This is a genomic window from Xanthomonas sp. SI (genome assembly GCF_014236855.1).
Lineage (GTDB): Bacteria > Pseudomonadota > Gammaproteobacteria > Xanthomonadales > Xanthomonadaceae > Xanthomonas_A.
The window spans coordinates 4,880,963-4,902,757 of the sequence record NZ_CP051261.1 but is presented as its reverse complement, the minus strand read 5'-3'; the positions used below and the strand labels follow the sequence as shown (position 1 = coordinate 4,902,757).

Below are 21,795 nucleotides of genomic sequence, written 5' to 3'. Positions count from 1 at the left end.
CGCGCATGGCGGCCGGCGTCGCCAGGGCGCCGGCGCTCATGCCTCGCGCACCCGCAGGGTCGCGCGCAGCCCGTGCGGGGCGGCGTTGTCCAGGCGCAGTTCGCCGTGGTGCTGGCGGGCGACGCGCTCGACGATCGCCAAGCCCAATCCGCTGCCGCCGTGGCCGCCGTGCACGAAAGGTTGCTGCGCGCTTGCGGCCAGTGCCGGATCCAGCCCAGGGCCGTGGTCGCGCACCTCGATGCGCCAGCCATCGCCGTCGCGCGCCAGGCGCAACTGGAACGGTGCGGCGCCGTGGCGCTCGGCATTGCCGATCAGGTTGCCGAGCGCGCGCTGCAGCGCCATCGGCTTGGCGTACAGCGGCGCCTGCTCCGGCAGTTCGACCTCCCAGGCCGCGCGCGTCGCACCCAGCGCATGCCTGCACAGTTCGGACAGGTCCAGTGGCGCGCTGGCTTCGTCGCGGCCGTCGCGGGCATAGGCGATGAACTGCGCCAGGATCGCGTCGATCTCGCCGATGTCGCGCTCCATGCCGTCGCGCAGCTCCGGCTCCACCTGCGGCAGCAGCGCGAGCGCGTATTGCAGGCGGGTCAGCGGCGTGCGCACGTCGTGCGAGATGCCGGCCAGCAGCAAACTGCGCTCGGCTGCGGCGTTGCGGACGTCGGCACTGGCATCGGCCAGGGCGCGCGCCAGGTCGTTCACCTCGCGCGGGCCGCCGCCAGCGATCGGCACGGCGCCGTCGCCACGTACGATATGCGGCGCCGCCAGGGCCAGTTGCCGCAGTGGCAGCACCAGGCGCCGTGCGAAATAGGCCGCGGCCAGCCAGACCAGCAGCGCGCAGGCGGCCAGCAATGCCACCGAGAAGCGGCGCACGCCATGGCCGCGGCGTTCGCCGGAGAACGCCACCCACAGCGGATCGGGCGTGGCCAGCTTGAGCCACATCGCACCGTCTTCGCCGCGGCGCAGTTCCCGCCCCGGGCCGAGCTGACCGGCGGCGCGCCGTTGCACTTCGTCGGCCAGCACGCCGGCGCGCTTGGCGGCCGGCGGCGGATCGTGCCGGACCTGCAGCCCGGCCTCGTGCAGGGCCGGCTCCAACGCCGCGGCCGATGGCGAGCGCTGCAGCGCCTCGGCGACATTGGCGAACCCGTCCAGCGTGCGCAGCAGCTGTTGCGCGGCAGGACGCAGTGCCAGTTCGCGGCCGAGCAGCAGCGCCATCAGGCCGGCGCCGGCCAGTACCAGCGCGATCACCAGCGCCAGTTGCCCGAACAGGCTACGCGGCCAGCCATCGCCGGTGCGGCGGATGCGGCTCATGGCGCGGCCTGCGGCGGCACGTAGACGTAGCCGATGCCCCACACGGTCTGGATCAGCCGCGGCGTGCGCGCGTCGTCTTCGAGCAACTTGCGCAATCGCGCCACGGTGACGTCAATGCTGCGCGCGAAGGCGTCGTGTTCGCGGCCGTGCGCCAGGCTCATCAGGCGGTCGCGGCTGAGCGGCTGCTGCGGATGCCGCAGCAGCACCGACAGCACCGCGAACTCGGCGGTGGTCAGTTTCAACGGCTGTCCGTCGCGGCTGAGTTCGCGCCGGCCCAGGTGCAGGCGGAAGCGGCCGAAGCCGATCTCGCCGCCGTCCGGCTGCGGTGCGCCGGCGCCGGCCGGTCCGGTACGGCGCAGCACCGCGCGGATCCGTGCCAGCAGCTCGCGCGGGTTGACCGGCTTGGGCAGGTAGTCGTCGGCGCCGATCTCCAGGCCGACGATGCGGTCGATCTCGTCGCCCTTGGCGGTGAGCATCACGATCGGCGTGGTGTCGCCCTGGCCGCGCAGGCGCCGGCAGATCTCCAGGCCGTTCTCGCCTGGCAGCATCAGGTCCAGCACCACCAGGTCGTAATGGCCGCGCGCCAGCGCCTGCTGCAACTGGGCGCCGTCGGCCACCGCCTTCACCGAAAAGTCCTGGCTTTCCAGATAGCGGCGCAGCAGTTCGCGCAGACGTTCGTCGTCGTCGACCAGGAGCAGGCGGGCAGGGGCGTCGTTCATGACCGCCACTATCGGCTGCGCCACGGTCGCCGGGCAACGCCCGCCGCCCGGATTGTGTAAGCGGATGTTTCCGACGCCGCCGGCGGAAACATCCGCTGGCCAGAACGCAACACCTTGCGCCTGCGCGCGGCCTACCGTGTCTCCACCGCAGCGCCCGCGCTGCTCCACGGAGAACGACGATGACCTTCTCGCTACGCAATTCGCTGCTGCTGCTCGTCCTGGCCATGGGTGGCCTGACCACCCTGGCGGCGCCCGAGGCGCAGGCGCGCGAACGCACCCGTACCCGCACCGCCAGCCACGTGGACGGTGCCCGCAGTGCCGCGGTGAACGCCAGCGCCAGCGGCGCCCACGGCAGCCGCACGCGTGCGCGGCAATGGCAGGCCGATGGCCAGGGCAACGCGGCGGGCAGCAGCGGCGCGACCGCCAGCGGCGCCAACGGCGGCTCCGCCACGCGCCAGGGCAGCTTCTACCGCAACGCCGACGGCAGCGCCGGCCGCCAGGGCAGCGCCAGCGTCACCACGGCCAACGGCGGCAGCGCCAGCAGCAGCGGCAGCATCGCCAAGAACGCCGATGGCAGCGTCGCCGGCAGCCGCCAGACCAGCGCTACCGGCGCCAATGGCGGCAGCTACCAGGGCTCGACCACGCTGGCCGACGGCAGCGTCAGCCACACCGGCACCTGCAGCAACGCCGCCGGCGAGGTCGTGGCCTGCCGCCCGTAGCCGGCTGCCCGGGCATGGCGATCACGCGCCCGCGGCGGCCAGTCCACCGCGGGTGCGATCGCCCACGTCGCCATTTTCCGTCCATCCTTTATTCGGGAACCGTCATGAAGACCGCCATTGCCCATGGGCTGCTGTGCAGCCTGTTGTTGGCCGGCACCGCCGCCGCACAGACCGCGCCGAGCGCCGCACAGAAGCAGAAACTGCAGCAAAAGCTCGAGACCGCCGACGCCAACGGCGACGGCCTGATCAGCCGCAGCGAAGCCGACGCGGCGCTGCCGCGCCTCGCCAAGCGTTTCGACGCGCTGGACCGCAACCACGACGGCCAACTGTCGGCGGACGAACTGCGCGCGGCCGTGCAGCAGGCCAAGCAGCAGGCCGGACAGCGCGCGCGCTGAGCAGGCACGGCGGCGGTATCGCCTGTAATCCGAGTCCCCGCAGCGGTAGGCACCGCTCGCGTTCCATGGGCGCGAGCCGCGCGCGGTTGCCGTTCGTCCGCCCCCGGGGTGGCGGTTGCCCGCGCTCCGCGCAGTTGGCGCAGATCGGCGCGCACCGCCATGCACAGGCAGTCGTCGGCGGGCTCGCCGAGGCCCTTGCGGCATGGGCGCTCCAGCCGTTTCCAGGCCCGATTCGGCGCCCCGCTGCGGGGATTTGCGGCGTCGCCACGGCAAACGGTTGTCCCGCTTGGCTTTTCGAATTTATGACTACATTTAGCGTTGACGAGGCCCGGGGACCCCACTATCTTGTGGTGGTCGGTTCCAGTAGCCACCAGGCTGCGGGATCAAAAGGGAAGCCGGTGCGGCGCGCGAGCGCTCAGGCCGGCGCTGCCCCGCAGCGGTAATTGGGAACGAACCCGTCACCCGCACTGAGGCGCCCTGCCTTGGGAAGCGACGGGCTAGGAAACCGGCCATCGGCCGTCGCCCATAAGCCCGAAGACCTGCCGACAGCCGCGCGATGCACACAGCGCGGCGCCGACCGTTGAATCTCCGGGGGGAGATGGTCGGTGAAGCGTTGACCGCCCGCAGGCTCGCGCCTGCGCCGTCGCGGTCTCTGCGACACCGCGTCTCCACCCTGCTGATCCGGTCGGAGCGTTGCCTGCGAGGGTCGGGCAGCCAGGTGCACCACGCTTGGAGACCTTCATGAGCCAGACCCACAGCCTGCCGGCCGCAGCCCCCCTCGACACCGCCGATGTCGACCCCACGCCTGCCGCCGCCGCTGCCGCGCAGCCCGATGCGACCGCCAGCGAGCCGAGCAACGACCAGCGCGCCGTGACCTGGATCGTCAAGGACGGCGGCAACCGCCGCATGGCTTTCGACCGCTCGCGCCTGCAGCGCACCCTGGACCGGATCCATGCCGAGTTCCCGCAGTTGGACGTGGCCGACTACGAGCGCAAGGCGTTCGCCTTCGTCGAGAAGAAGGAAAGCCTGTCGGCCGACGAGATGGTCGACTACCTGATCCGTGAGGCCGAGTCGCGCGTGGACATCGCCACGCCGGAGTGGGAGTACTTCGCCGCGCGCCTGTACCTGCATCGCCTGTACAAGCGCGCCAGCAAGAACCGCTTCTACGATGCCGGCGAGAAGTACGGCTCCTACGTCGGCCTGCAGGAAAGCCTGGCCGACCGCGGCGTGTACTCGATCGACATCCTCAAGAACTACTCCAAGGACGAACTGGCCGAAGCCGGCAAGATGATCGACCCGGAGCGCGACAAGCTGTTCGCCTACAACGGCCTGTACCTGCTGGCCACGCGCTACCTGGCCACCGACAACTCGCGCAAGGTCTACGAACTGCCGCAGGAGCGCTGGCTGACCATCGCGCTGTACCTGATGCAGGACGAAAAGCCACGCGAACGCCGCATGCAACTGGTCGGCGAGGCCTACTGGGCGCTGTCCAACCTGTTCATGACCGTGGCCACGCCCACGCTGGCCAACGCCGGCAAGATCGGCGGGCAGCTGTCGAGCTGCTTCATCGACACCGTGGACGACAGCCTGCAGGGCATCTACGACTCCAACACCGACGTGGCGCGCGTGTCCAAGCACGGCGGCGGCGTCGGCGCCTACCTGGGCTACGTGCGTTCGTCCGGCTCGGCGATCCGCGGGGTCAAGAATTCCAGCGGCGGCGTGGTGCCGTGGATCAAGCAGCTCAACAACACCGCGGTGTCGGTGGACCAGCTCGGCCAGCGCAAGGGCGCCATCGCCGTGTACCTGGACATCTGGCACCGCGACATCGAGGCGTTCCTGGACCTGCGCCTGAACAACGGCGACCAGCGCCTGCGCGCGCACGACGTGTTCACCGCGGTGTGCGTGCCGGACATCTTCATGGAAGCGGTGGAGCGCCGCGGCGAGTGGTACCTGTTCGACCCGCACGAGGTGAAGGAGGTCAAGGGCTGGTACCTGCAGGACTTCTTCGACGAAAAGCGCGGCGAAGGCACGTTCCGCGCCAAGTACGAGGAAGTGGTCGCCGACGAGCGCATCGGCCGCAAGGTGGTCAAGGCCATCGACATGCTCAAGCGGATCATGGTCAGCCAGCTGGAGACCGGCAACCCGTTCATGTTCTATCGCGACGAAGTCAATCGCATGAACCCGAACAAGCACCAGGGCATGGTCTATTCCAGCAACCTGTGCACCGAGATCCTGCAGAACATGAGCCCGACCCGGGTCATCCAGGAGATGATCAGCGGCGACCAGATCGTGACCACCAAGCAGGCCGGCGACTTCGTCGTGTGCAACCTGTCCTCGGTGAACCTGGGCCGCGCGGTCACCGCGCAGCCGGACCTGCTGTCGCCGGACGTGCTGGAGCGGCTGATCCGGGTGCAGGTGCGCATGCTCGACAACGTCATCGACCTCAACGACCTGCCGGTACCGCAGGCCACGATCACCAACCAGAAGTACCGCGCGATCGGCCTGGGCACCTTCGGCTGGCACCACCTGCTGGCGCAGAAGGGCATCGAGTGGAACTCCAGGCAGGCCGAGGACTACTGCGACGAGCTGTACGAGCGCATCAACTACCTGACCATCCAGGCGAGCCTGGCGCTGGCCAAGGAGAAGGGCGCGTACAAGGTGTTCAAGGGCAGCGACTGGCAGAACGGCGAGTACTTCAGCAAGCGCGGCTACGACAGCGCGCAGTGGCAGGAACTGGCCGCGCAGGTCAGCATCAACGGCGTGCGCAACGCGTGGATGATCGCGGTGGCGCCGAACATGAGCACCGCGCAGATCGCCGGCTCCACCGCCTCGATCGACCCGATCTACAGCGCGTTCTACTACGAAGAGAAGAAGGACTTCCGCCGTCCGGTGGTGGCCCCGGGCCTGACCGTGGACACCTATCCGTACTACGAGAAGGGCGCCTACCGGGTCGACCAGTTCGCCAGCGTGCGCCAGAACGCGCGCCGCCAGCGCCACGTCGACCAGTCGATCAGCTTCAACTTCTACGTGCCCAGCACCATCCGCGCCAGCACCCTGCTCGACCTGCACATGACCGCGTGGAAGGAAGGCCTGAAGACCACCTACTACGTGCGCTCCAACGACATCGACATCAGCGAATGCGAGTGGTGCTCGAGCTGATCGCCACCCCGTAGCGGTGCCTGTGCGCGCATGGCTCCCCCCTGGGAACGCCATGCGCGCGGTGCGCCGCTCCCGCATCGCCGCGCCGCTTGCCGGCGCGCTTCACCCCACTACCGAATCCGACCATGGCCATCGCGCTCGACCGCATCAAAATCCTCGAACCGATGCATCCCAACCGCTCCACCGGGATCATCAACGGCACCACCAGCGGCATCCTCAACTGGAACGACATCCCGTACCCGTCGTTCTATCGCGCGTACAAGGAGCTGTCGACCAACTTCTGGATCCCCGACGAGGTGGACATGAAGGGCGACGCCAAGCAGTACGGCGAGCTGTCGGCGCGCGAGAAGAACGCCTACGACTCGATCATCGGCCTGCTGGCCACGCTTGATTCGCCGCAGACGCGCTTCATCTACAACGTCGCCGAATACATCACCGACCCGGCCGCGCACGCCAACGCGGCGATCATCGGCCAGCAGGAAGTGATCCACAACGAGAGCTACTCCTACGTGCTGGCCTCCATCGCCGGGCTGGCCGACCAGAACCGCGTGTTCGAGATTGCGCGTACGCACCCGACCATCATCGCGCGCAACCAGCCGATCATGCAGGCCTACGACGACTTCATGCGCGACAAGACCGCAGAGACCCTGCTGCGTTCGCTGATCCAGTCCTCGATCCTGGAAGGCATCAACTTCTATTCCGGGTTCGCGTATTTCTACAACCTGGTGCGGCAGAACCGCATGACCGGCACCGGCAAGATCATCAGCTTCATCAACCGCGACGAACTAGCGCATACCAAGTTCATCAGCGAGCTGATCCGCGCCATCATCGGCGAGAACGCCGAGCTGCAGACCAACGAGCTGACCGACTACGTGCACCAGGCGTTCGAGCACGCGATCCGGCTGGAGACCGAGTGGTCGGCCGAAGTGCTGGACGGCATCGAGGGCATCGACGTGGACGAGATGATCCAGTACGTGAAGTACCGCGCCAACAAGATGTCCGGCATGCTCGGCATCGAGAAGCTGTACACCGACGCCAGCGACAACGTGATGCCGTGGATCAAGGCCTACGCGGACAACTTCACCGAGACCAAGACCGACTTCTTCGAGATGCGCAACGCCAGCTACAAGAAGACCAACTCGGACAACGGTTTCGACGATCTCTGAGGGGCCGGGATTAGTGATTGGGGATTCGGGATTGGTAAAAGCCGTGCCGAACCTCTCTTTCCCAAACACCGATCTCCTGTCTCCACTCATTGACTCTGAGAAGCAGCGGTCCGGGAATGTGTGAGGCGTGATTTGGTCGCGGTCACGCCGAGTCCGCTTTTACGAATCCCCGCTTTCCCACAGCCGAATGGCTGGTCATCCCGAATCCCCAATCCCCGCCTCATGCGCATCCTGCTCGCCTACGCCTCGCTCAGCGGCAACACCCGCGACGTCGCCCGCCGCGTGCATGCGCAGTGCGAGGCGGCCGGGCACCAGGTGACCTGGATCCATACCGACCTGCAGACCCTGCACGGCGCGCTCGGCGACGCCGCGCGCGCGGCGGACTTCGATCTGCACCTGCTCGGCAGCTGGAGCGACAACGCCGGGCGCACCCCGGCGGAGATGAAACGCTACATCGCCGAGCTGGTCGAGGCGGCGGGCAAGGATGTGGAGGTCGCCGCGTTCGGCACCGGCGAGACGCAGTGGGGACTGGAGTACTACTGCGGCGCGGTCAGGCGCATCGCGCGTTTCTTCGGCAGCGCCTACCCGTTGCTGGAGATCGAGCAGATGCCGCACGGCGACCGCGACAACGCCGCGATCGACGCCTGGTGCGCGCAGGTGCTGGCGCTGCGTGCCGCGCGTGCGCTGCCGGCCGGCGCCGCGCCTGTGGCCGAGGTGGCTGCTGCCGAATCCGCGTCCGCCAGCGCGTCCGGGTTCGCCTCGATGGCGTTGCCGCTGCACGGCAGCGGTTGACGCTGCATTTCGCCCATTCGTTTTTTCCGGCATTGCCGGCGTCGCAACTTCCCACGCCGGGCTTCTTCCGACATCAGACAAGGTCCCGCTCCATGTTCACCACCATCACCGTTGCCACCGCCGAACAGTTCGCCGACGCCATCGCCGCGCATCCGCGCGTGCTGGCCGATTTCAACAAGGACAACTGCCCCGGCTGCCGCATGCTCGACAAGTCGCTGGAGCGCTTCGCCGAGGGCGACAGCGCGCAGGGCGTGACCTTGCTGAAGGTGAAGATGGAAGACGTGGGCGAAGAGTTCTTCCGCGCGCAGGGCCTGCGCCAGACGCCGACGTTGATGCTGTTCCGCCAGGGCGAGGAAGTGGCGCGGGTGCCGGGCTTCGTGCCGCCGGCGAAGATCGACGAAGCGGTGCGCGCGCACCTGGGTTGAGCGCTCGCGGCAAGGCTCTTCTGTAGGAGCGGCTTCAGCCGCGACAGGTTCTACCCGGAGGTCCTGTCGCGGCTGAAGCCGCTCCTACAGGAGCACGTCCGCGTGAACATCCCATACGCTGCGCGCCGTGCTTGACCTCAACCACGCTTGAGGTCGTCCAATAGCGGCTCCCGCACAAGGAGCCACCATGCGCATCGCCCAACTGAGCCTGCCCGTCAGCGATCCCGCGGCCAGCGCCGCCTTCTATCGCGATGTCCTGCAACTCCCGGTCGCGGCCACGCAGGTGCGCATCGGCTGGAGCCTGCTGGATCTGGTGGCCGCCAATGCCGCGGTCGGCAGCGTGCATCTGGCGTTCAATATCCCCGCGGCCCGCTTCGACGCCGCTTGCGCCTGGCTGTCCCGGCGCGTGCCGTTGCTGCGCGATCCACTGGGCGAATCGTACTTCGCGCTCGACGCGGCGTGGCAATCGCAGTCGGTGTATTTCGCCGGGCCCGACGGCGCGGTACTGGAACTGATCGCGCGCAAGCCGTTGCCGGCGCACGCCATCGCCGACGGCGCATTCTCCGCATCCGAGCTGCTGTGCATCAGCGAGATCGGATTGCCCAGTGCGCAGGTGCCGGCGGTCGCCGCAGCGGCGCAGCAGCGCATGGGGCTGCCGCCGTTCATGCCGGTATCCGACGCGTTCGCGCCGCTCGGCGATCACGAAGGCCTGTTGATCGTGGTCGATGCGCAGCGGCGCTGGTTCCCCGAGCAACGCCAGCTGCCGTTCGCGCATGGCGTGCGGGTGGTCGTCGAAGGCGTGCACGGCGGGCAGGTGTTGCGCGATGCGGCGGGATGGGAAGTGGTGTCGCAATGAGGCAGTGCGCCCACGCTTCCCTGTAGGAGCGGCTTCAGCCGCGACAGATTCCTGCCGCAGGTCATGTCGCGGCTGAAGCCGCTCCTACAGGTGGAGCGAAATCTGCAGCTACCTGCGCTTCCCCGCCGCATGCGCCTGCGCCAGCTGCCACAGATGACGCACCACCGGCAGCGCCTGCGCGGTGGCCGGCAGCGCCGCCAGCGCCAGCCGTGCCATCGGGACGCGGCCTTCGATCTCCAGGTAGCGTACGCCGGGCAATTGCACCTGGGTCGTCGAGGCCGGCACCACCGAAACGCCGAGTTCGGCGGCGACCAGGTTCACGATCGACGACATCTGCGGCGCTTCCTGCTTGATCTGCAATTCGAAACCGGACTGGCGGCAGGCCTCGAGGATCTCGTCGTACAGGCTGGTGCCGAAGCTGCGCGGGAACAGGATGAACGGTTCGCCTGCCAGCGCCGACAGCGGCGCGCGCCGGCGCTTGGCCAGGTGGTGCGCGGCCGGCACCGCGATCTTCATCGGCTCGTCGGGAAACTTCAGCAACTGCAGTTCGGGCGGCGTGACCACGCTGTAGCGGATGAAGGCCGCATCCAGGCGCCCCTGCACCAGCGCGGCGAGCAGGCCGGCGGTGTTGGTTTCCTCCAGCGCCAGCGCCACCGCCGGCCAGGCGCGGCGGAAGTTGCGCACCAGCGTCGGCACGATCGGGTTGAACGCAGCCGAGGCGGTGAAGCCCAGCCGCAGCACGCCGCTCTCGCCGCGCGCGGCACGGCGGGCGGCGTCGCCGGCGCGTTCCAGGTCCGCGAGCACGCGTTTGGCCTCGACCCGGAACGCGCGGCCGGCCTCGGTGAGGTCCGCGCCGCGCGAGGTGCGCACGAACAGCGGCGTGCCCAGTTCCTGTTCCAGCGCGCGGATCTGCTGGCTCAGCGGCGGCTGCTGGATGCCCAGCTGCGCCGCGGCGCGGGTGAAGTGGCCGGCCTCGGCGACGGCCAGGAAATAGCGCAGGTGGCGCAGTTCCATGTCATATCCAGAAGATATGAAGAATGCCTGGATCATATATTGGACACCGGATCGGCGCAGGCAAATACTGGCCGCCCTCGTTCGTTGCCGTGTCGTCGTGACTATTTCCAGCCAATGCCCGTCGCTGCAGGCCGTGGACAATGCGCGGCTGTTGCGCATCCGCCTTGCCCTGTTCCTGGCCGGCTTCGCCACCTTCTCGCTGCTGTACAGCGTGCAGCCGTTGCTGCCGGCGTTCGCGCGCGAATTCGGAGTCGACGCGGCGACCAGTTCGCTGCCGCTGTCGCTGGCCACCGGCGGCCTGGCGATCGCGATCTTCTGCGCCGGCGCGGTGTCGGAGAATCTGGGCCGGCGCGGGCTGATGTTCGTGTCGATCGCGTTGGCGGCGCTGCTGAATTTGGTCGCCGCGTGCCTGCCGCACTGGGGCGCGCTGGTCGTGGTGCGCGCGCTGTCCGGCGTCGCCCTGGGCGGGGTGCCGGCGGTGGCGATGGTGTATCTGGCCGAGGAAGTGCCGGCGACCAAGCTCGGCGCGGCCACCGGTCTGTACGTGGCCGGCAACGCATTCGGCGGCATGGTCGGGCGCATCGGCATGAGCGTGCTCACCGATCATTTCGACTGGCGTACCGCGCTGGCGGCGGTCTCGGCGATCGACCTGCTGGCCGCGGTCGGCTTCGTGCTGCTGCTGCCGCCCTCGCGGCATTTCGTGCGCCGCCGCGGCATCAACCTGCGCTTCCATCTGCAGGCCTGGGGCGGGCATCTGCGCGACCGCTACCTGCCGTGGCTGTTCGCGATCCCGTTCCTGGCGATGGGCGTGTTCGTCAGCGTCTACAACTACGCCGGCTTCCGCCTGGGCGGGCCGGAATTCGGGCTCAGCCAGAGCCAGCTCGGCATGATCTTCAGCGCCTACGTGTTCGGCATCGTGTCCTCGTCGGTGGCCGGCGCCGCGTCGGACCGCTTCGGCCGCGGCCCGGTGGTGCTGGCCGGCATCGCGGTAGCGGCGCTCGGCGTGGCGCTGACCATCGCGCACGTGCTGGCGGTGGTCATCGCCGGCATCGTGCTGCTGACCATCGGCTTCTTCATCGCGCACTCGGCGGCCAGCGCCTGGGTCGGCCGCCTCGGCGGGCGCAACAAGGGCCATGCCGCGTCGCTGTACCTGCTCGCCTATTACAGCGGCGCCAGCCTGATCGGTTCGCTCAGCGGCGCGGCCTGGCAGCACGGCGGCTGGAACGCGCTGGCAGGCTGCTGCCTGTTGTTGCTGGGCATCGCCCTGGTGGCCGCGCAGGTCTTGCGCCGCGGCGCCGACGACAGCCGTCCGTACGGCCGCTTCGGTCCGCATCCGCCGCGCGGCGAATAGGCGGCCGGGGAATAGAGAATAGGGAAAGGGGAATGGGTTAGAACAGAGCAAAGGCGATTGCCCGTGCTTTTCGATTCCCGATTCCCGTTTCCCCACTCCCGGCTTCACCGGCGTATCACTGCACCGAGTAACTCACCGACAGGGTCACGTTGGCATAGCCGCCTGTGCCGCCGAGCGCGCGGATGAAGTAGCTGCCGGTCGCCGGCAGTGCCGTCTGCACGTTCTGCGTGGTGCCGTTGCGCACCGAGGTGTAGTCGGCATCGCTGCCGTCCGCACTGGGCGCGCGCGTGGCACGCACGTAGAGCTTGAGCTGGCCGCTGCCGCCCAGCGTGCGGATCTGCAGGTTGCGCGCGTTGAGCGGCACGTCCAGGCGGTACAACTGGCCCTGGCCGGCAGCGGCGGACAGCTTGCCCAGCGTGCCGCGGTCGACATTGATGGCCTTGCCTTCCTCGCCGCCGCCATCGGCGCCTGCGGCACGCGCCACGGCCTTGGCCGCGTTGAGGATGCCGACACCCAGTGGCAGCACCGGCTTGACCGGGAACTGATTGGAGGTCTGGGCCAGGATGTCGCGCATCTGCGTCGGCGACGGCACCGGGCGATTGGCGTTGAGCGCGGCGCTGATCGCCAGCGCGACCACGCCGGCGACGTGCGGCGACGCCATCGACGTGCCGGCGTAGCCGGCATAGATCGATTGATCGGGGCCGTGCGTGCCGTTATTGAGGGTGGACCAGATCAGGCCGGTGCGGACCGAGCCGGAGCCGCTGGACGCGTCGTTGGCATAGACGCCGCCGCCCGGCGCCGACAGGGTGATGCTGTTGCCGTAGTTGGAATAGTAGGCACGGCCGCCGGTGATGCCGGTGGCGGCCACGTTGATCACGCCCGGGCAACTGGCCGGGCTGAATCCGGCGGCGTCGGCGTTGCTGTTGCCGGCAGCCACCACCACCACGCTGCCACGCCCGATCGCGCTGGCGATGGCGTTGGCGGTGACCGCATCCTGCTCGCAGGATCCGCCGCCGCCCAGGCTCATGTTGATGACCTCGGCCGGGTTCGCATTGTCCGGCACGCCGTCGATGTGGCCGCCCGATGCCCAGACGATGGCGTCGGCGATGTCGGCGGTGGTGCCGCCGCAGTGGCCGAGCGCGCGGATCGGCAGGATCCTGGCGTCCGGGGCGATGCCGACCATGCCCACGCCGTTGTTGGTGCGCATGGCGATGGTGCCCGCCACGTGGGTGCCATGCCAACTGCTGTCGGACTGCTCGCCCGGCTGCGCGCAGCCGCCGTTGGCCGCCAGGTACTTGTCGTCGGTGGTCCAGTCGCCGGTGTCCCAGCCGCCGGCCGCGCGCCCGTTGCTGGCCCGGCCCGACACCAGCGCGTCGCTGATGAAGTCGTAGCCGGCGCTGGCCAGCGAGGTGTCCAGATCCGGGTGCGCGGTGATGCCGGTGTCGATCACCGCCACCACCACGCCCTGGCCGGTCCCGTACTGCCAGGCCGGCAGCAGGTCGATGCCGCCGCGATTGGCGTAGCCGGTGGTGTCCGGCGCCAGCGTTTCCAGGTGGCCGTCCGGCGTGCGCAGGTGCCACTGCACCACGTAGCCTGGATCGTTGGGCGCGGCGACGGCCGTGGCGCTGGCCTGCGCGGTGCTGCGCACCGGCTTGAGCAGCAGGTTCGGCTCCACGTGCGCCACCGCCGGATCGGCCTTGAGGCTGGCCATCAGCGTCTCCAGCTGCGACTGGCTCAGGCGGCGGTCGGGCCGGACCAGATCGGCGCCGATCCCGAGCCGGCGCACCCGGCTCAGCGCCGGCGCGCTCTGCCGGTAGGTGCTCGACCACATGTTGGCGGCGCTCGGCGCGGCCATGATCTGCTTCAGCTTGACGGCGGCGGCGTTCGCATCGCGGCGCTCGCTGCTGCCGTCGCGGTAGGTGACGATCAGGCCGTCGTAGAGCTTGGACTGGCCGGGCGCGGCGGTCTCCAGGACGGAGAAGCGCGGGGCGGACTGCGCGTGCGCGCTGGAGGCCAGCGCCACGCCCAACGACAGCGCCAGCAGGGTGCGGGGAAACGAGGAAATGTCGGTCATGTCTGGATCTCTACGGAAGGTCGGAAGGAGGCGGCGGCAGTGCGGCGAGGCGTGGCATCACCAACTGAAGCCGGCACCGGCGGAGACGCTCTTCTCGTTGCCGGAGAACGCGCCGCCAAGCGAGACGCTGGCGCGGTTGCCGATCGCGCGCTGGTAGCCCACCGCCAGCGCGTTCTCGCCGCCCTGCGAGCCGACACCGACGCCGACCCGATTGGCGCCGCCCAGGCCGGAGGTGTTCGTCGCCATGCCGGCATAGGCCGCGCTGACCGCGCCCATCCGGTCGATGCGCCGGTCCATGTCCTGGAAGCGGTGGTCGGTGTCGGTGCGCAGCTTGGTCAGGTTGTCGTCCCAGCCGGCCATGCGGCTATCGGTGTAGGCATTGGCGCTGCGCAGCGTGGCGCTGTCGCCGGCCTGCATCTGGCCGACATTGGCTGCATCGGTGGCGGCGCTGCCGGCCGCCACGTTGCTGATCTGGCGCTCGTTGCCGGCGCTGCCCACCGAGACCGTATTGGCGCGGGTGGCGCTAGAGCCGCGGCCCAGCGCCACGGCGTTGTCGGCCGAGACCGAGGCGCCCTGGCCCAGCGCGGTGCCGGAGGCGGCGGTGACGGTGGCGCTTTCGCCGACCGCCACCGCGTTGGTGGCGTTGGCGCTGATGCTGGCGTTGGCGCCGACCGCGGTGCTGCCGTCGGCATTGACCCGGGCATTGCCGCCCAGCGCGGTGTCGTTGGGACCGTAGGCGAGGGCATTGGCGCCCATCGCAGTGCCGTTGTGGCCGTTGGCGGTGGCATCGGCGCCGACCGCCACGGCATTGGTGCCGGCGCCGACGCTGGGTCCGCCGCTGCTGCCGCTGCCGATGGCCACGCCACCGCCGCCGCCCTGCGCAAGGCTGCCGACGCGGGTGTCCAGCGTCGATAGCGCACCGTCCAGCGCCGACAGCGCCGAACCGACGCTGCCGTAGGTCTTGCCCTGGATCAGGTAGGCGCTGCCGCTGAGCGTGCCGTCGTTGCCGACCACGCTGCCGGCGCCGAGCGCGGTGGCGATGCTGCGCAGCTGCAGCACGTTGACCGCATCGGTGTCGGCGGTGCCGGCGGCGACATAGGTCAGCTGGCGCAGCGCGCCATCGCTGCCGAAGGCCACCGTGTTGTCGCGGCCGGCGACCGCGCCGGCGCCGATCGCCACGCTGTTGGCGCCGGTCGCGGCGCTGTTGTAGCCCAGCGCGACGCTGCCGGCGGTCAGCGCGGTGGCGCCGCTGCCGAGCGCGGTCGCGCCGGCCGCGTTGGCGCTGGCGATGGCACCGAAGGCGCTGGCGTCCTCGCCATCGGCGAAGGCCTGCGCGCCGATCGCGGCGGCATTGTTGCTGGTGGCCACCGATTGGGCGCCCAGCGCCAGGCTGTAGGTCGCGTCGGCATGGCTGTCGAAGCCCAGCGCGGTGCCGTAGTCGGACAGCGCCCAGCTGCCGGCGCCGATGGTCACCGCGCCCAGGCCGTTGGACTGGGTCGGGATGCCGGCGTTGCTGGCGCCGATCGCCACGCTCTGCTGGCCGGACGAGGAGGAGCTGTCGCCGATGGCGATGCCGCCGGCACCGCTGGCCATGGCGCCGTAGCCCATGGCCACCCCGAAGAAGCCCGAGGCCACGCTGTAGCCGCCGTTGGCGATCGCGCCGACGCCGCTGGCGTTGGCGGCATAGCCGAAGGCGCTGGCCTGTTCGGCCGCGGCAACGGCCGAGGTGCCGGCGGCGGTGGCGTAGTCGGCGGTGGCCGCGGACGTGGCGCCGATCGCCGTGGCGCTGGCGCCGCTGGCGCTGGTGTTCCAGCCCAGCGCGCTGGCGTTGGCGGCGCTGGCGGTGGCGGCGGTGCCGAGCGCCAGCGCACCGAAGCCGGTGCTCTGCGCGCCGGCCGCATCGCCGTAGGTGCTGCCGAAGAAGCTGCCGCCGATCGCGATCGCCGACGTGCCGCTGGCCACCGCACCGTCGCCCATCGCGATGGCGGCGGCGTCGGAGGCCACGCTGTGGTGGCCGATGGCGATGGCGAAGGCGCCAGACGCGTCGGCGCGTGCGCCCATCGCCACGGCACGCAGGCCGGCGGCGGTGGCGAAGTCGCTGCCGTCGTTCAGGCCCTCGGCCATGAAGTAACCCGTGGTGTTCTGGCTGCCGGGCTGCACCGGCGCGGAGGGATCCGTGTCGTCGGAGGGCTGCGCATCGCCGCTGTTCGCTGCTGCCGTGGTCGCGGTCGTGGTCGTGGCTGGCTGGGCGGCAGGCGTGGCGGCTGCGGGCGCATCGGCCGCGCTGGCGGCCAACGGCGCCGCCGCCAGCAGCAACGCGACCGTCAGCAGGCTGTAAGGAGCGTGCGACAGAGTGGACGAGGGGCGTGTGCGGCGCGAGCGAACGAGCGTGTGCTTAACGGGCATGAGCGGTTCCGTGGAAGCGCTGGGACGATGGTCCCGGCAATGGGTTTAGCCCCGATTAAGGCGGCAAGCCCGGTCGCCTTCAATGCCGGTAAATTCACCTCAACCTCACGGTAGACTCACCGACATGGGAGTCTGGGTGCGACGCATGCCACAAAAACCGCTGATCCGGCTGTGGCGCCGGTATTGGGCATGGCTGCGGCGCATCCCCATTACCGATCCGGTCGACCGCGGTAACGCGCCTGCGCTGCAGGTGCTGTTCCTGTTCCTCGGCTGCGAGATCCCGCTCAACAAGCTCTACCACCTGCTGACCGCTCCGCAGATCCAGATGACCACCGGCCAGCTGGCGGTGGACGTGGGCACCGACGCGGCGATGTCGGTGGCCGCCTGGGCCGGGGTGTGGATGATCCGCCGCGGCCTGCTGCAACAGGCCGCCGCCGCGTTCATCGCGGTGGTGCTGTGTTCGGCGGTGGCCGCCAACCTGGCCTTCGGTTACCAGGTGCAGGCCTTCGATCCCTTCCCGATGATGATGTTGACCCTGGCCGCACTGGTGATCGGGCGGCGCGCGCTGTGGGTGGTGTACCTGTGCATCACGCTGATCTTCTGGGCGGGCATGGAGAGCCCGTGGGGACGCGATCCGCGCGGCACGCGCAGCCCGTTCCAGAACCTGCCGTCGCTGGCGCTGAGCTACCTGATGATCACCCTGGTGCTCGATCGCACCGTGGCCGCGTTGCGCGAGAGCCTGTGGCGCGCGCGGCGCAGCGCCGCGCGGCTGCGGGTGGAGATGCGCGAGCGCGCGCAGGCGCAACAGCGGTTGCTGCATCTGCAGAAGATCGAGCTGGTTGGGCAACTGGCCAGCGGCGTGTCGCACGACTTCAACAACGTCCTCAGCGCGATCCTCGGCTATGCCGAGCAGCGCCACTGCGTGCACGAACTGGATTTCGATCCGCCGCGCGATGCGCTGGCGCTGGCCGACGCACTGGACGGCGTGGCGCTGGCCGCGCAGCGCGGCGTGGCGATCAGCCGCAAACTGCTGAGCTTCAGCCGGCGCGAAGTGAGCGTGCCCGAGCGCTTCGACGCCGGCGAGGCGCTGCACGGCATCCAGCCGATGCTGCGGCAACTGTTCGGGCCGACCGTGCGCCTGCATCTGGACCTGGCGCCGGAACCGCTGCCGCTGTTCCTGGACCGCAGCCGGCTCGATCTGACCTTGCTCAATTTCGCCGCCAATGCGCGCGATGCCATGCCCGACGGCGGCAGTTTCTCGATCTGCCTGCGCCGCGATGGCGCCTGCGCCCGCATTGAGATCGCCGATACCGGCGTGGGCATGAGTGCGGACGTGCAGCGGCAGGCGTTCGAGCCGTTCTTCACCACCAAGCCGGCCGGTCAAGGCACCGGGTTGGGGCTGGCGGTCGCCTTCGAAATGGCGCAGGAGGCGCAAGGCAGCCTGGAAGTGCGCAGCGCGCCGGGCGCGGGCACCTGCTTCGTGCTGCGCCTGCCGCTGGCGGCGCTCAGCGTTCCTGCGGCATGAACAGGTAACCCTCGCCACGCACCGCCTTTAGCGGCAGCGCGACGCCGGTACGCTCCTGCACCTTGAGCCGTAGCCGGTGCAGCAGCGCGTCCAGGCGATGCGGGTCGACCTCCAGGCCGAGGTTGCCGCCGAGCATGCCGATCAACGCGTCGCGGGTGACCAGCCGTCCGCGCGCGCTCCACAGGCTCTGCACCACCTTGCGCTCGGATCCGGTCAACGCCACCGCCTGTCCCTCCGGCGAGAACAGGCACCAGCCGTCGTCCTGCAGCTGCCATTCCTCGGCCGCGTTGGGTGCCGAGGACAGCGGACGCGACATGCGCCGCGCCACGCTGAACAACGTGGCGGCCAGGATCTCGATCTGCACCGGTTTGATCAGGTAGGAGTCCGCGCCCTGGGTCAGGCCGCGCACCAGATCCGGCTGCTCGCCGCGCCCGCTCAGGATGATGATGCCCAGCCCCGGGCGCTGCGCCTGCAACTGCTCGGTCAGGGTGAAGCCGTCGCTGTCCGGCAGGCCGATATCGAGCACGATCAGGTCGAAGCGGTGGTCGTCCAGCGCCGCCCACAGCGCCTGCGCAGTGCGCAGCGGCGTGACCTCGAAACCGTGCCGCTGCAACCCGGGCAGCAGGACCCGGTCGCGCAGCACGTCGTCGTCCTCCAGCAGCGCCACCCGCAGCGGGGCGGTGGCGGTGGCGACGATCGGCTGGCCTATCGGATCGGAAAATCTGCTCACGACGCGGAATCGGGATGGGCGGCATTCCTGCCGGAGGCATCGTGCGGCAACGAGGCTGCGCGCAGCCGATGCATCTTGCCGGTGTTCGACAGTAGCCAGTTTCTGCAGCGCTTTCAATGCGCGGCGTGCTGGGGCTGCACGCGGATTCGGCGCCGTGCGCGCCGCGTGCGTGGTCTTCACACGACAGATGCCGCAGTGCGAAGCCGGCACGCTGGCGTGCGGACGCTTGCGTTGCCGCGCCGCGAGCCCAAGATTGAATCCATCGCGTCGCTGGCGCAGCGTACGTCCACGCCGCAGCGACGCAACCGCCCAAGGACACCGCACGATGCACCAGACATTGCCGGATCATGCCCTGCCCATGCCTGCAGCGGCCGCCGCGGACGCAGCGCTGCAGGCGTTCGTCGCGCGCCACCGGCGCCTGTTCGTGCTGACCGGTGCCGGCTGCAGCACCGATTCGGGCATTCCCGACTACCGCGATGCCGCCGGCGACTGGAAGCGCGCGCAGCCGGTCACCTACCAGGCGTTCATGGGCGAGCTGGCCACGCGGCAGCGCTACTGGGCGCGCAGCCTGGTCGGCTGGCCGCGCTTCGGCCATGCCCGGCCCAACGCCACGCACGCGGCGCTGGCGCAGCTGGAAGCGCGCGGCCAGGTCGAACTGCTGCTGACCCAGAACGTGGACCGCCTGCACCAGGCCGCCGGCAGCGCAGCGGTGATCGACCTGCACGGACGCCTGGACGTGGTGCGCTGCATGGGCTGCGAGCGGCGCCTGCCGCGCGAGGACTTCCAGCAACAGTTGCTGCAGCACAACCCGCACTGGGCGACGCTGCAGGCCGGGCAGGCGCCAGACGGCGACGCCGACCTGGAGGACGTGGACTTCGCTGCCTTCGCGGTGCCGGCCTGCACGCAATGCGGCGGCGTGCTGAAGCCGGACGTGGTGTTCTTCGGCGAGAACGTGCCGCGCGAGCGCGTGGCCGCCGCCTTCGCGCACCTGCAGCAGGCCGACGCGATGCTGGTGCTGGGATCGTCGCTGATGGTGTATTCCGGCTTCCGCTTCGTGCAGGCCGCGGCGAAGGCGGGAGTGCCGATCGCCGCGGTCAACCTGGGCCGCACCCGCGGCGACGACCTGCTGAGCCTGAAGCTGGCGCAGCCCTGCGCGCAGGCGCTGGCGTTCCTGCTGCCGCGTGCGGCCGCCTAGCGGCTGCGGCCCGATCCTTTCGCTGTACTTCCGCGGTCTGGACGGCAACCGATCGAGGTCGGTAGCGTCCTGAACATAGGGGATTGTGACTGGGTTCTATTTGGCGTGATGCAATTTGCATATGCCACTTAACACAGGAATCAACCGGCCATTCGGCTTTGCCACTACGCCGTCAATCACTTCGCCGTCCTGTTTGATCGTGACGTCGGCCTGCAGGATGTCGTTGGACGAAGTATCGACTCTTTCGTAATCCGTCCATTGGTAAATCGTGTTCGTGCTTCCGTCGTACTGCGACTGCGGCTTTGTGAGGTAACTGGTGGCCCCGCCATGGAATTCCGTCATTACGATGTAACGACCGGGCTTGATTCGGGTGAACATGAATTCGCCATTGGCGTTCGTCTTGCCTGCAAGACCTGATGCAAAAGCACGCTCATCCACTTCAACTCGCACTTTTCCGCCTTTATTACGGTTGGCATCAATCAGATCGATCGCTTCCTTCAGGTAGGGAGTGTACGGGAACAGCATGATCCCCTGATTCGGCGTCGTCTGGAATTGAGCGCCGCCTACCACCGGCACTCGCCCGCAAGTGAAGCCCTTGATGGTCGAATTGCCTTCGGACTGCAGACTCATATCCGCGTCTGCAGGGCTGAATATCGCCTTGGGCCTGACAACCTTGCGGCGATCCGCGATTTTTGGCGCCGCACCGCGGTCGTTATCAGCGTCGACGACTGCAGCCTCTCGGCTAGCGGCCACCGATACCTTGGCGGCCTCGTCTGCGCTCATGCCGCCATTCAGCGCGGCCAGTAGTGGCTTGGCGAGCGAGGAATTGCGAGCGGCATTGCGTCGGCTGGCATTTGCGGGCTGTCCATTCAATTTTGCGCCATCAAAGAACGAACAGACGCTGCCTTTCGCATCGGGCGCAGTCATGCCCTTGGGTAATTCGAAGGAAATGACTGCTGCATCAGTGTCGGGCGCCACTATCATGACAATAGGAAAGCCGCGCGCGGTCGCGGACGCTTTCTGCGCGAAGACCATGGTGATGAGACCGTCTTCGAAAACGGAGGGGCCTTGGATGAGCTGAAATTTCTGGCTCTTTGCCATGGCCGCGAGATTGGCTGTCGCCGCAACCTTGTCAGTGCCGTATAGCCCAACGAAGCTCTGGTGAATAACGCCACCGTTGGAGCCGGGAGATGCGTTGTAATTTTGCTCGCATTCGCTCGCTGCGTGGGCGGTCTGCGCATAAACCAGCATCCCCAGAACTATCCCGCACGCACTATATTTAATCGCACCAAACATTGCCTTTACCATGGCATCTACATGCCCCTGTGTGAAGTTAATTAGTATTCTGGATCGGCTTCAAAATAGCAAACAGCATCACGGGTTGTCGGCGTTCAGATGAGGATGGCCATGCGGTGCGACGCCAGTGCCCCACTATTTGCGCTGCCTTTCCATTACCCAAAGCGTGTTATCAACTTGACGATCCTGCTGTCGTGGTTGAATGCAAGCGCCCGTATCCATCCGAAATTTCCGATTAAGAGTGGGCGTTAGCCTATCTGGGCTTGATGACGGAGCGGGGTGCGCAGCGCAAGTACGCGTTGCGGGCGATGTTCAATGCATTGCGCTGGATGGCGCGAGCTGGAGCACCGCGACGACTGCTGCCCAATGACGGCACGCCATGGAACGCGGTCTACCAGCAGCCACCAGCGCTGGCTGCACGCGACTACCAGCACTTGCCGGAAACCTGGCTGGCCTGCATTGTCACTGACCTGTTGAGCCTGAAGCTGGCGCAGCCCTGCGCGCAGGCGCTGGAGTTCCTGCTGCCGCGCGTGGCCGCCTAGGGCGTGTCATCAATCCCCGAGCAGCTCGCGCCACCCCGCGCATACGTGTTCCCGTCAGCGCTGGCACGGCAGCGTGCACGCGCAACAGTGGCCCTACGGGTTGGGCCTGTCAGGCCGCCAGCCGGC

Annotated in this window: 17 protein-coding genes, 1 pseudogene and 1 riboswitch; of the genes and pseudogenes, 11 read left to right on the top strand and 7 right to left on the bottom strand. The window is 68.8% G+C overall.

Features of this window, described 5'->3' with window-relative positions; translation table 11 throughout:
- Positions 1-36: 36 nt before the first annotated feature.
- Entirely contained in the window at positions 37-1,305 is a 1,269-nt protein-coding gene (locus HEP75_RS20885; RefSeq protein WP_185824796.1) for an ATP-binding protein, read from the bottom strand.
- On the bottom strand, positions 1,302-2,024 hold the full coding sequence (gene ompR / locus HEP75_RS20880) for a two-component system response regulator OmpR (protein ID WP_185821427.1): 723 nt from the start codon (positions 2,022-2,024) through the stop codon (positions 1,302-1,304). The genes HEP75_RS20885 and ompR overlap by 4 nt, the downstream gene beginning before the upstream one ends.
- A 179-nt stretch (positions 2,025-2,203) precedes the next feature.
- Between ompR and HEP75_RS20875 the strand changes: the two genes are divergently transcribed.
- From HEP75_RS20875 to HEP75_RS20845, 7 genes are all read left to right on the top strand, one after another.
- Complete coding sequence (locus HEP75_RS20875; RefSeq protein ID WP_255423929.1) at positions 2,204-2,743, top strand: hypothetical protein; 540 nt, start codon at positions 2,204-2,206, stop codon at positions 2,741-2,743.
- Positions 2,744-2,847: 104 nt separating this feature from the next.
- The gene (locus tag HEP75_RS20870) at positions 2,848-3,138 is read left to right on the top strand and encodes a hypothetical protein (RefSeq protein ID WP_185824795.1); all 291 of its coding nucleotides are present in this window, start codon (positions 2,848-2,850) and stop codon (positions 3,136-3,138) included.
- Positions 3,139-3,476: 338 nt separating this feature from the next.
- A riboswitch (cobalamin riboswitch) is annotated at positions 3,477-3,700 on the top strand.
- A 179-nt stretch (positions 3,701-3,879) separates the two neighbouring features.
- On the top strand, positions 3,880-6,297 hold the full coding sequence (locus tag HEP75_RS20865) for a ribonucleoside-diphosphate reductase subunit alpha (protein WP_185824794.1): 2,418 nt from the start codon (positions 3,880-3,882) through the stop codon (positions 6,295-6,297).
- A gap of 125 nt (positions 6,298-6,422) precedes the next feature.
- On the top strand, positions 6,423-7,463 hold the full coding sequence (locus HEP75_RS20860) for a ribonucleotide-diphosphate reductase subunit beta (protein ID WP_185814415.1): 1,041 nt from the start codon (positions 6,423-6,425) through the stop codon (positions 7,461-7,463).
- A 222-nt stretch (positions 7,464-7,685) separates the two neighbouring features.
- A complete protein-coding gene (locus HEP75_RS20855; RefSeq protein ID WP_185814414.1) occupies positions 7,686-8,255 on the top strand; it encodes a flavodoxin in 570 nt (189 codons plus the stop codon).
- A 92-nt stretch (positions 8,256-8,347) separates the two neighbouring features.
- Positions 8,348-8,680, top strand: coding sequence for a thioredoxin family protein (locus tag HEP75_RS20850; RefSeq protein ID WP_185814413.1), 333 nt, complete (start codon positions 8,348-8,350; stop codon positions 8,678-8,680).
- 187 nt (positions 8,681-8,867) lie between these two features.
- The gene (locus HEP75_RS20845; protein WP_185824793.1) at positions 8,868-9,536 is read left to right on the top strand and encodes a VOC family protein; all 669 of its coding nucleotides are present in this window, start codon (positions 8,868-8,870) and stop codon (positions 9,534-9,536) included.
- 108 nt (positions 9,537-9,644) lie between these two features.
- Here the strand turns inward: HEP75_RS20845 and HEP75_RS20840 are convergent, their stop codons facing one another.
- Positions 9,645-10,550 (bottom strand): LysR family transcriptional regulator, encoded by a 906-nt coding sequence (locus HEP75_RS20840; RefSeq protein WP_185824792.1) that lies wholly within the window; start codon positions 10,548-10,550, stop codon positions 9,645-9,647.
- Positions 10,551-10,647: 97 nt separating this feature from the next.
- On the opposite strand from HEP75_RS20840, the gene HEP75_RS20835 reads away from it, so the two are divergent.
- Entirely contained in the window at positions 10,648-11,901 is a 1,254-nt protein-coding gene (locus tag HEP75_RS20835; RefSeq protein WP_185824791.1) for an MFS transporter, read from the top strand.
- Positions 11,902-12,016: 115 nt separating this feature from the next.
- On the opposite strand, the gene HEP75_RS20830 is transcribed toward HEP75_RS20835, so the two are convergent.
- Both HEP75_RS20830 and HEP75_RS22405 read right to left on the bottom strand, forming a co-directional pair.
- On the bottom strand, positions 12,017-13,975 hold the full coding sequence (locus HEP75_RS20830) for a S8 family peptidase (RefSeq protein WP_185824790.1): 1,959 nt from the start codon (positions 13,973-13,975) through the stop codon (positions 12,017-12,019).
- A 57-nt stretch (positions 13,976-14,032) separates the two neighbouring features.
- Entirely contained in the window at positions 14,033-16,381 is a 2,349-nt protein-coding gene (locus HEP75_RS22405) for a YadA-like family protein (RefSeq protein ID WP_276568357.1), read from the bottom strand.
- Positions 16,382-16,526: 145 nt separating this feature from the next.
- On the opposite strand from HEP75_RS22405, the gene HEP75_RS20820 reads away from it, so the two are divergent.
- The gene (locus tag HEP75_RS20820; RefSeq protein WP_185824789.1) at positions 16,527-17,906 is read left to right on the top strand and encodes an ATP-binding protein; all 1,380 of its coding nucleotides are present in this window, start codon (positions 16,527-16,529) and stop codon (positions 17,904-17,906) included.
- On the opposite strand, the gene HEP75_RS20815 is transcribed toward HEP75_RS20820, so the two are convergent.
- A complete protein-coding gene (locus HEP75_RS20815) occupies positions 17,887-18,636 on the bottom strand; it encodes a response regulator transcription factor (RefSeq protein ID WP_185824788.1) in 750 nt (249 codons plus the stop codon). The genes HEP75_RS20820 and HEP75_RS20815 overlap by 20 nt on opposite strands.
- Before the next feature lie 325 nt (positions 18,637-18,961).
- Between HEP75_RS20815 and HEP75_RS20810 the strand changes: the two genes are divergently transcribed.
- Entirely contained in the window at positions 18,962-19,831 is an 870-nt protein-coding gene (locus tag HEP75_RS20810) for an NAD-dependent protein deacetylase (protein ID WP_185824787.1), read from the top strand.
- 96 nt (positions 19,832-19,927) lie between these two features.
- Here HEP75_RS20810 and HEP75_RS20805 read toward each other — a convergent pair whose 3' ends face one another.
- Positions 19,928-21,139, bottom strand: coding sequence for a hypothetical protein (locus tag HEP75_RS20805; protein ID WP_185824786.1), 1,212 nt, complete (start codon positions 21,137-21,139; stop codon positions 19,928-19,930).
- A 245-nt stretch (positions 21,140-21,384) separates the two neighbouring features.
- On the opposite strand from HEP75_RS20805, the pseudogene HEP75_RS20800 reads away from it, so the two are divergent.
- Positions 21,385-21,528, top strand: a pseudogene (locus HEP75_RS20800) (transposase); the annotation flags it as partial.
- Positions 21,529-21,795: the final 267 nt, after the last annotated feature.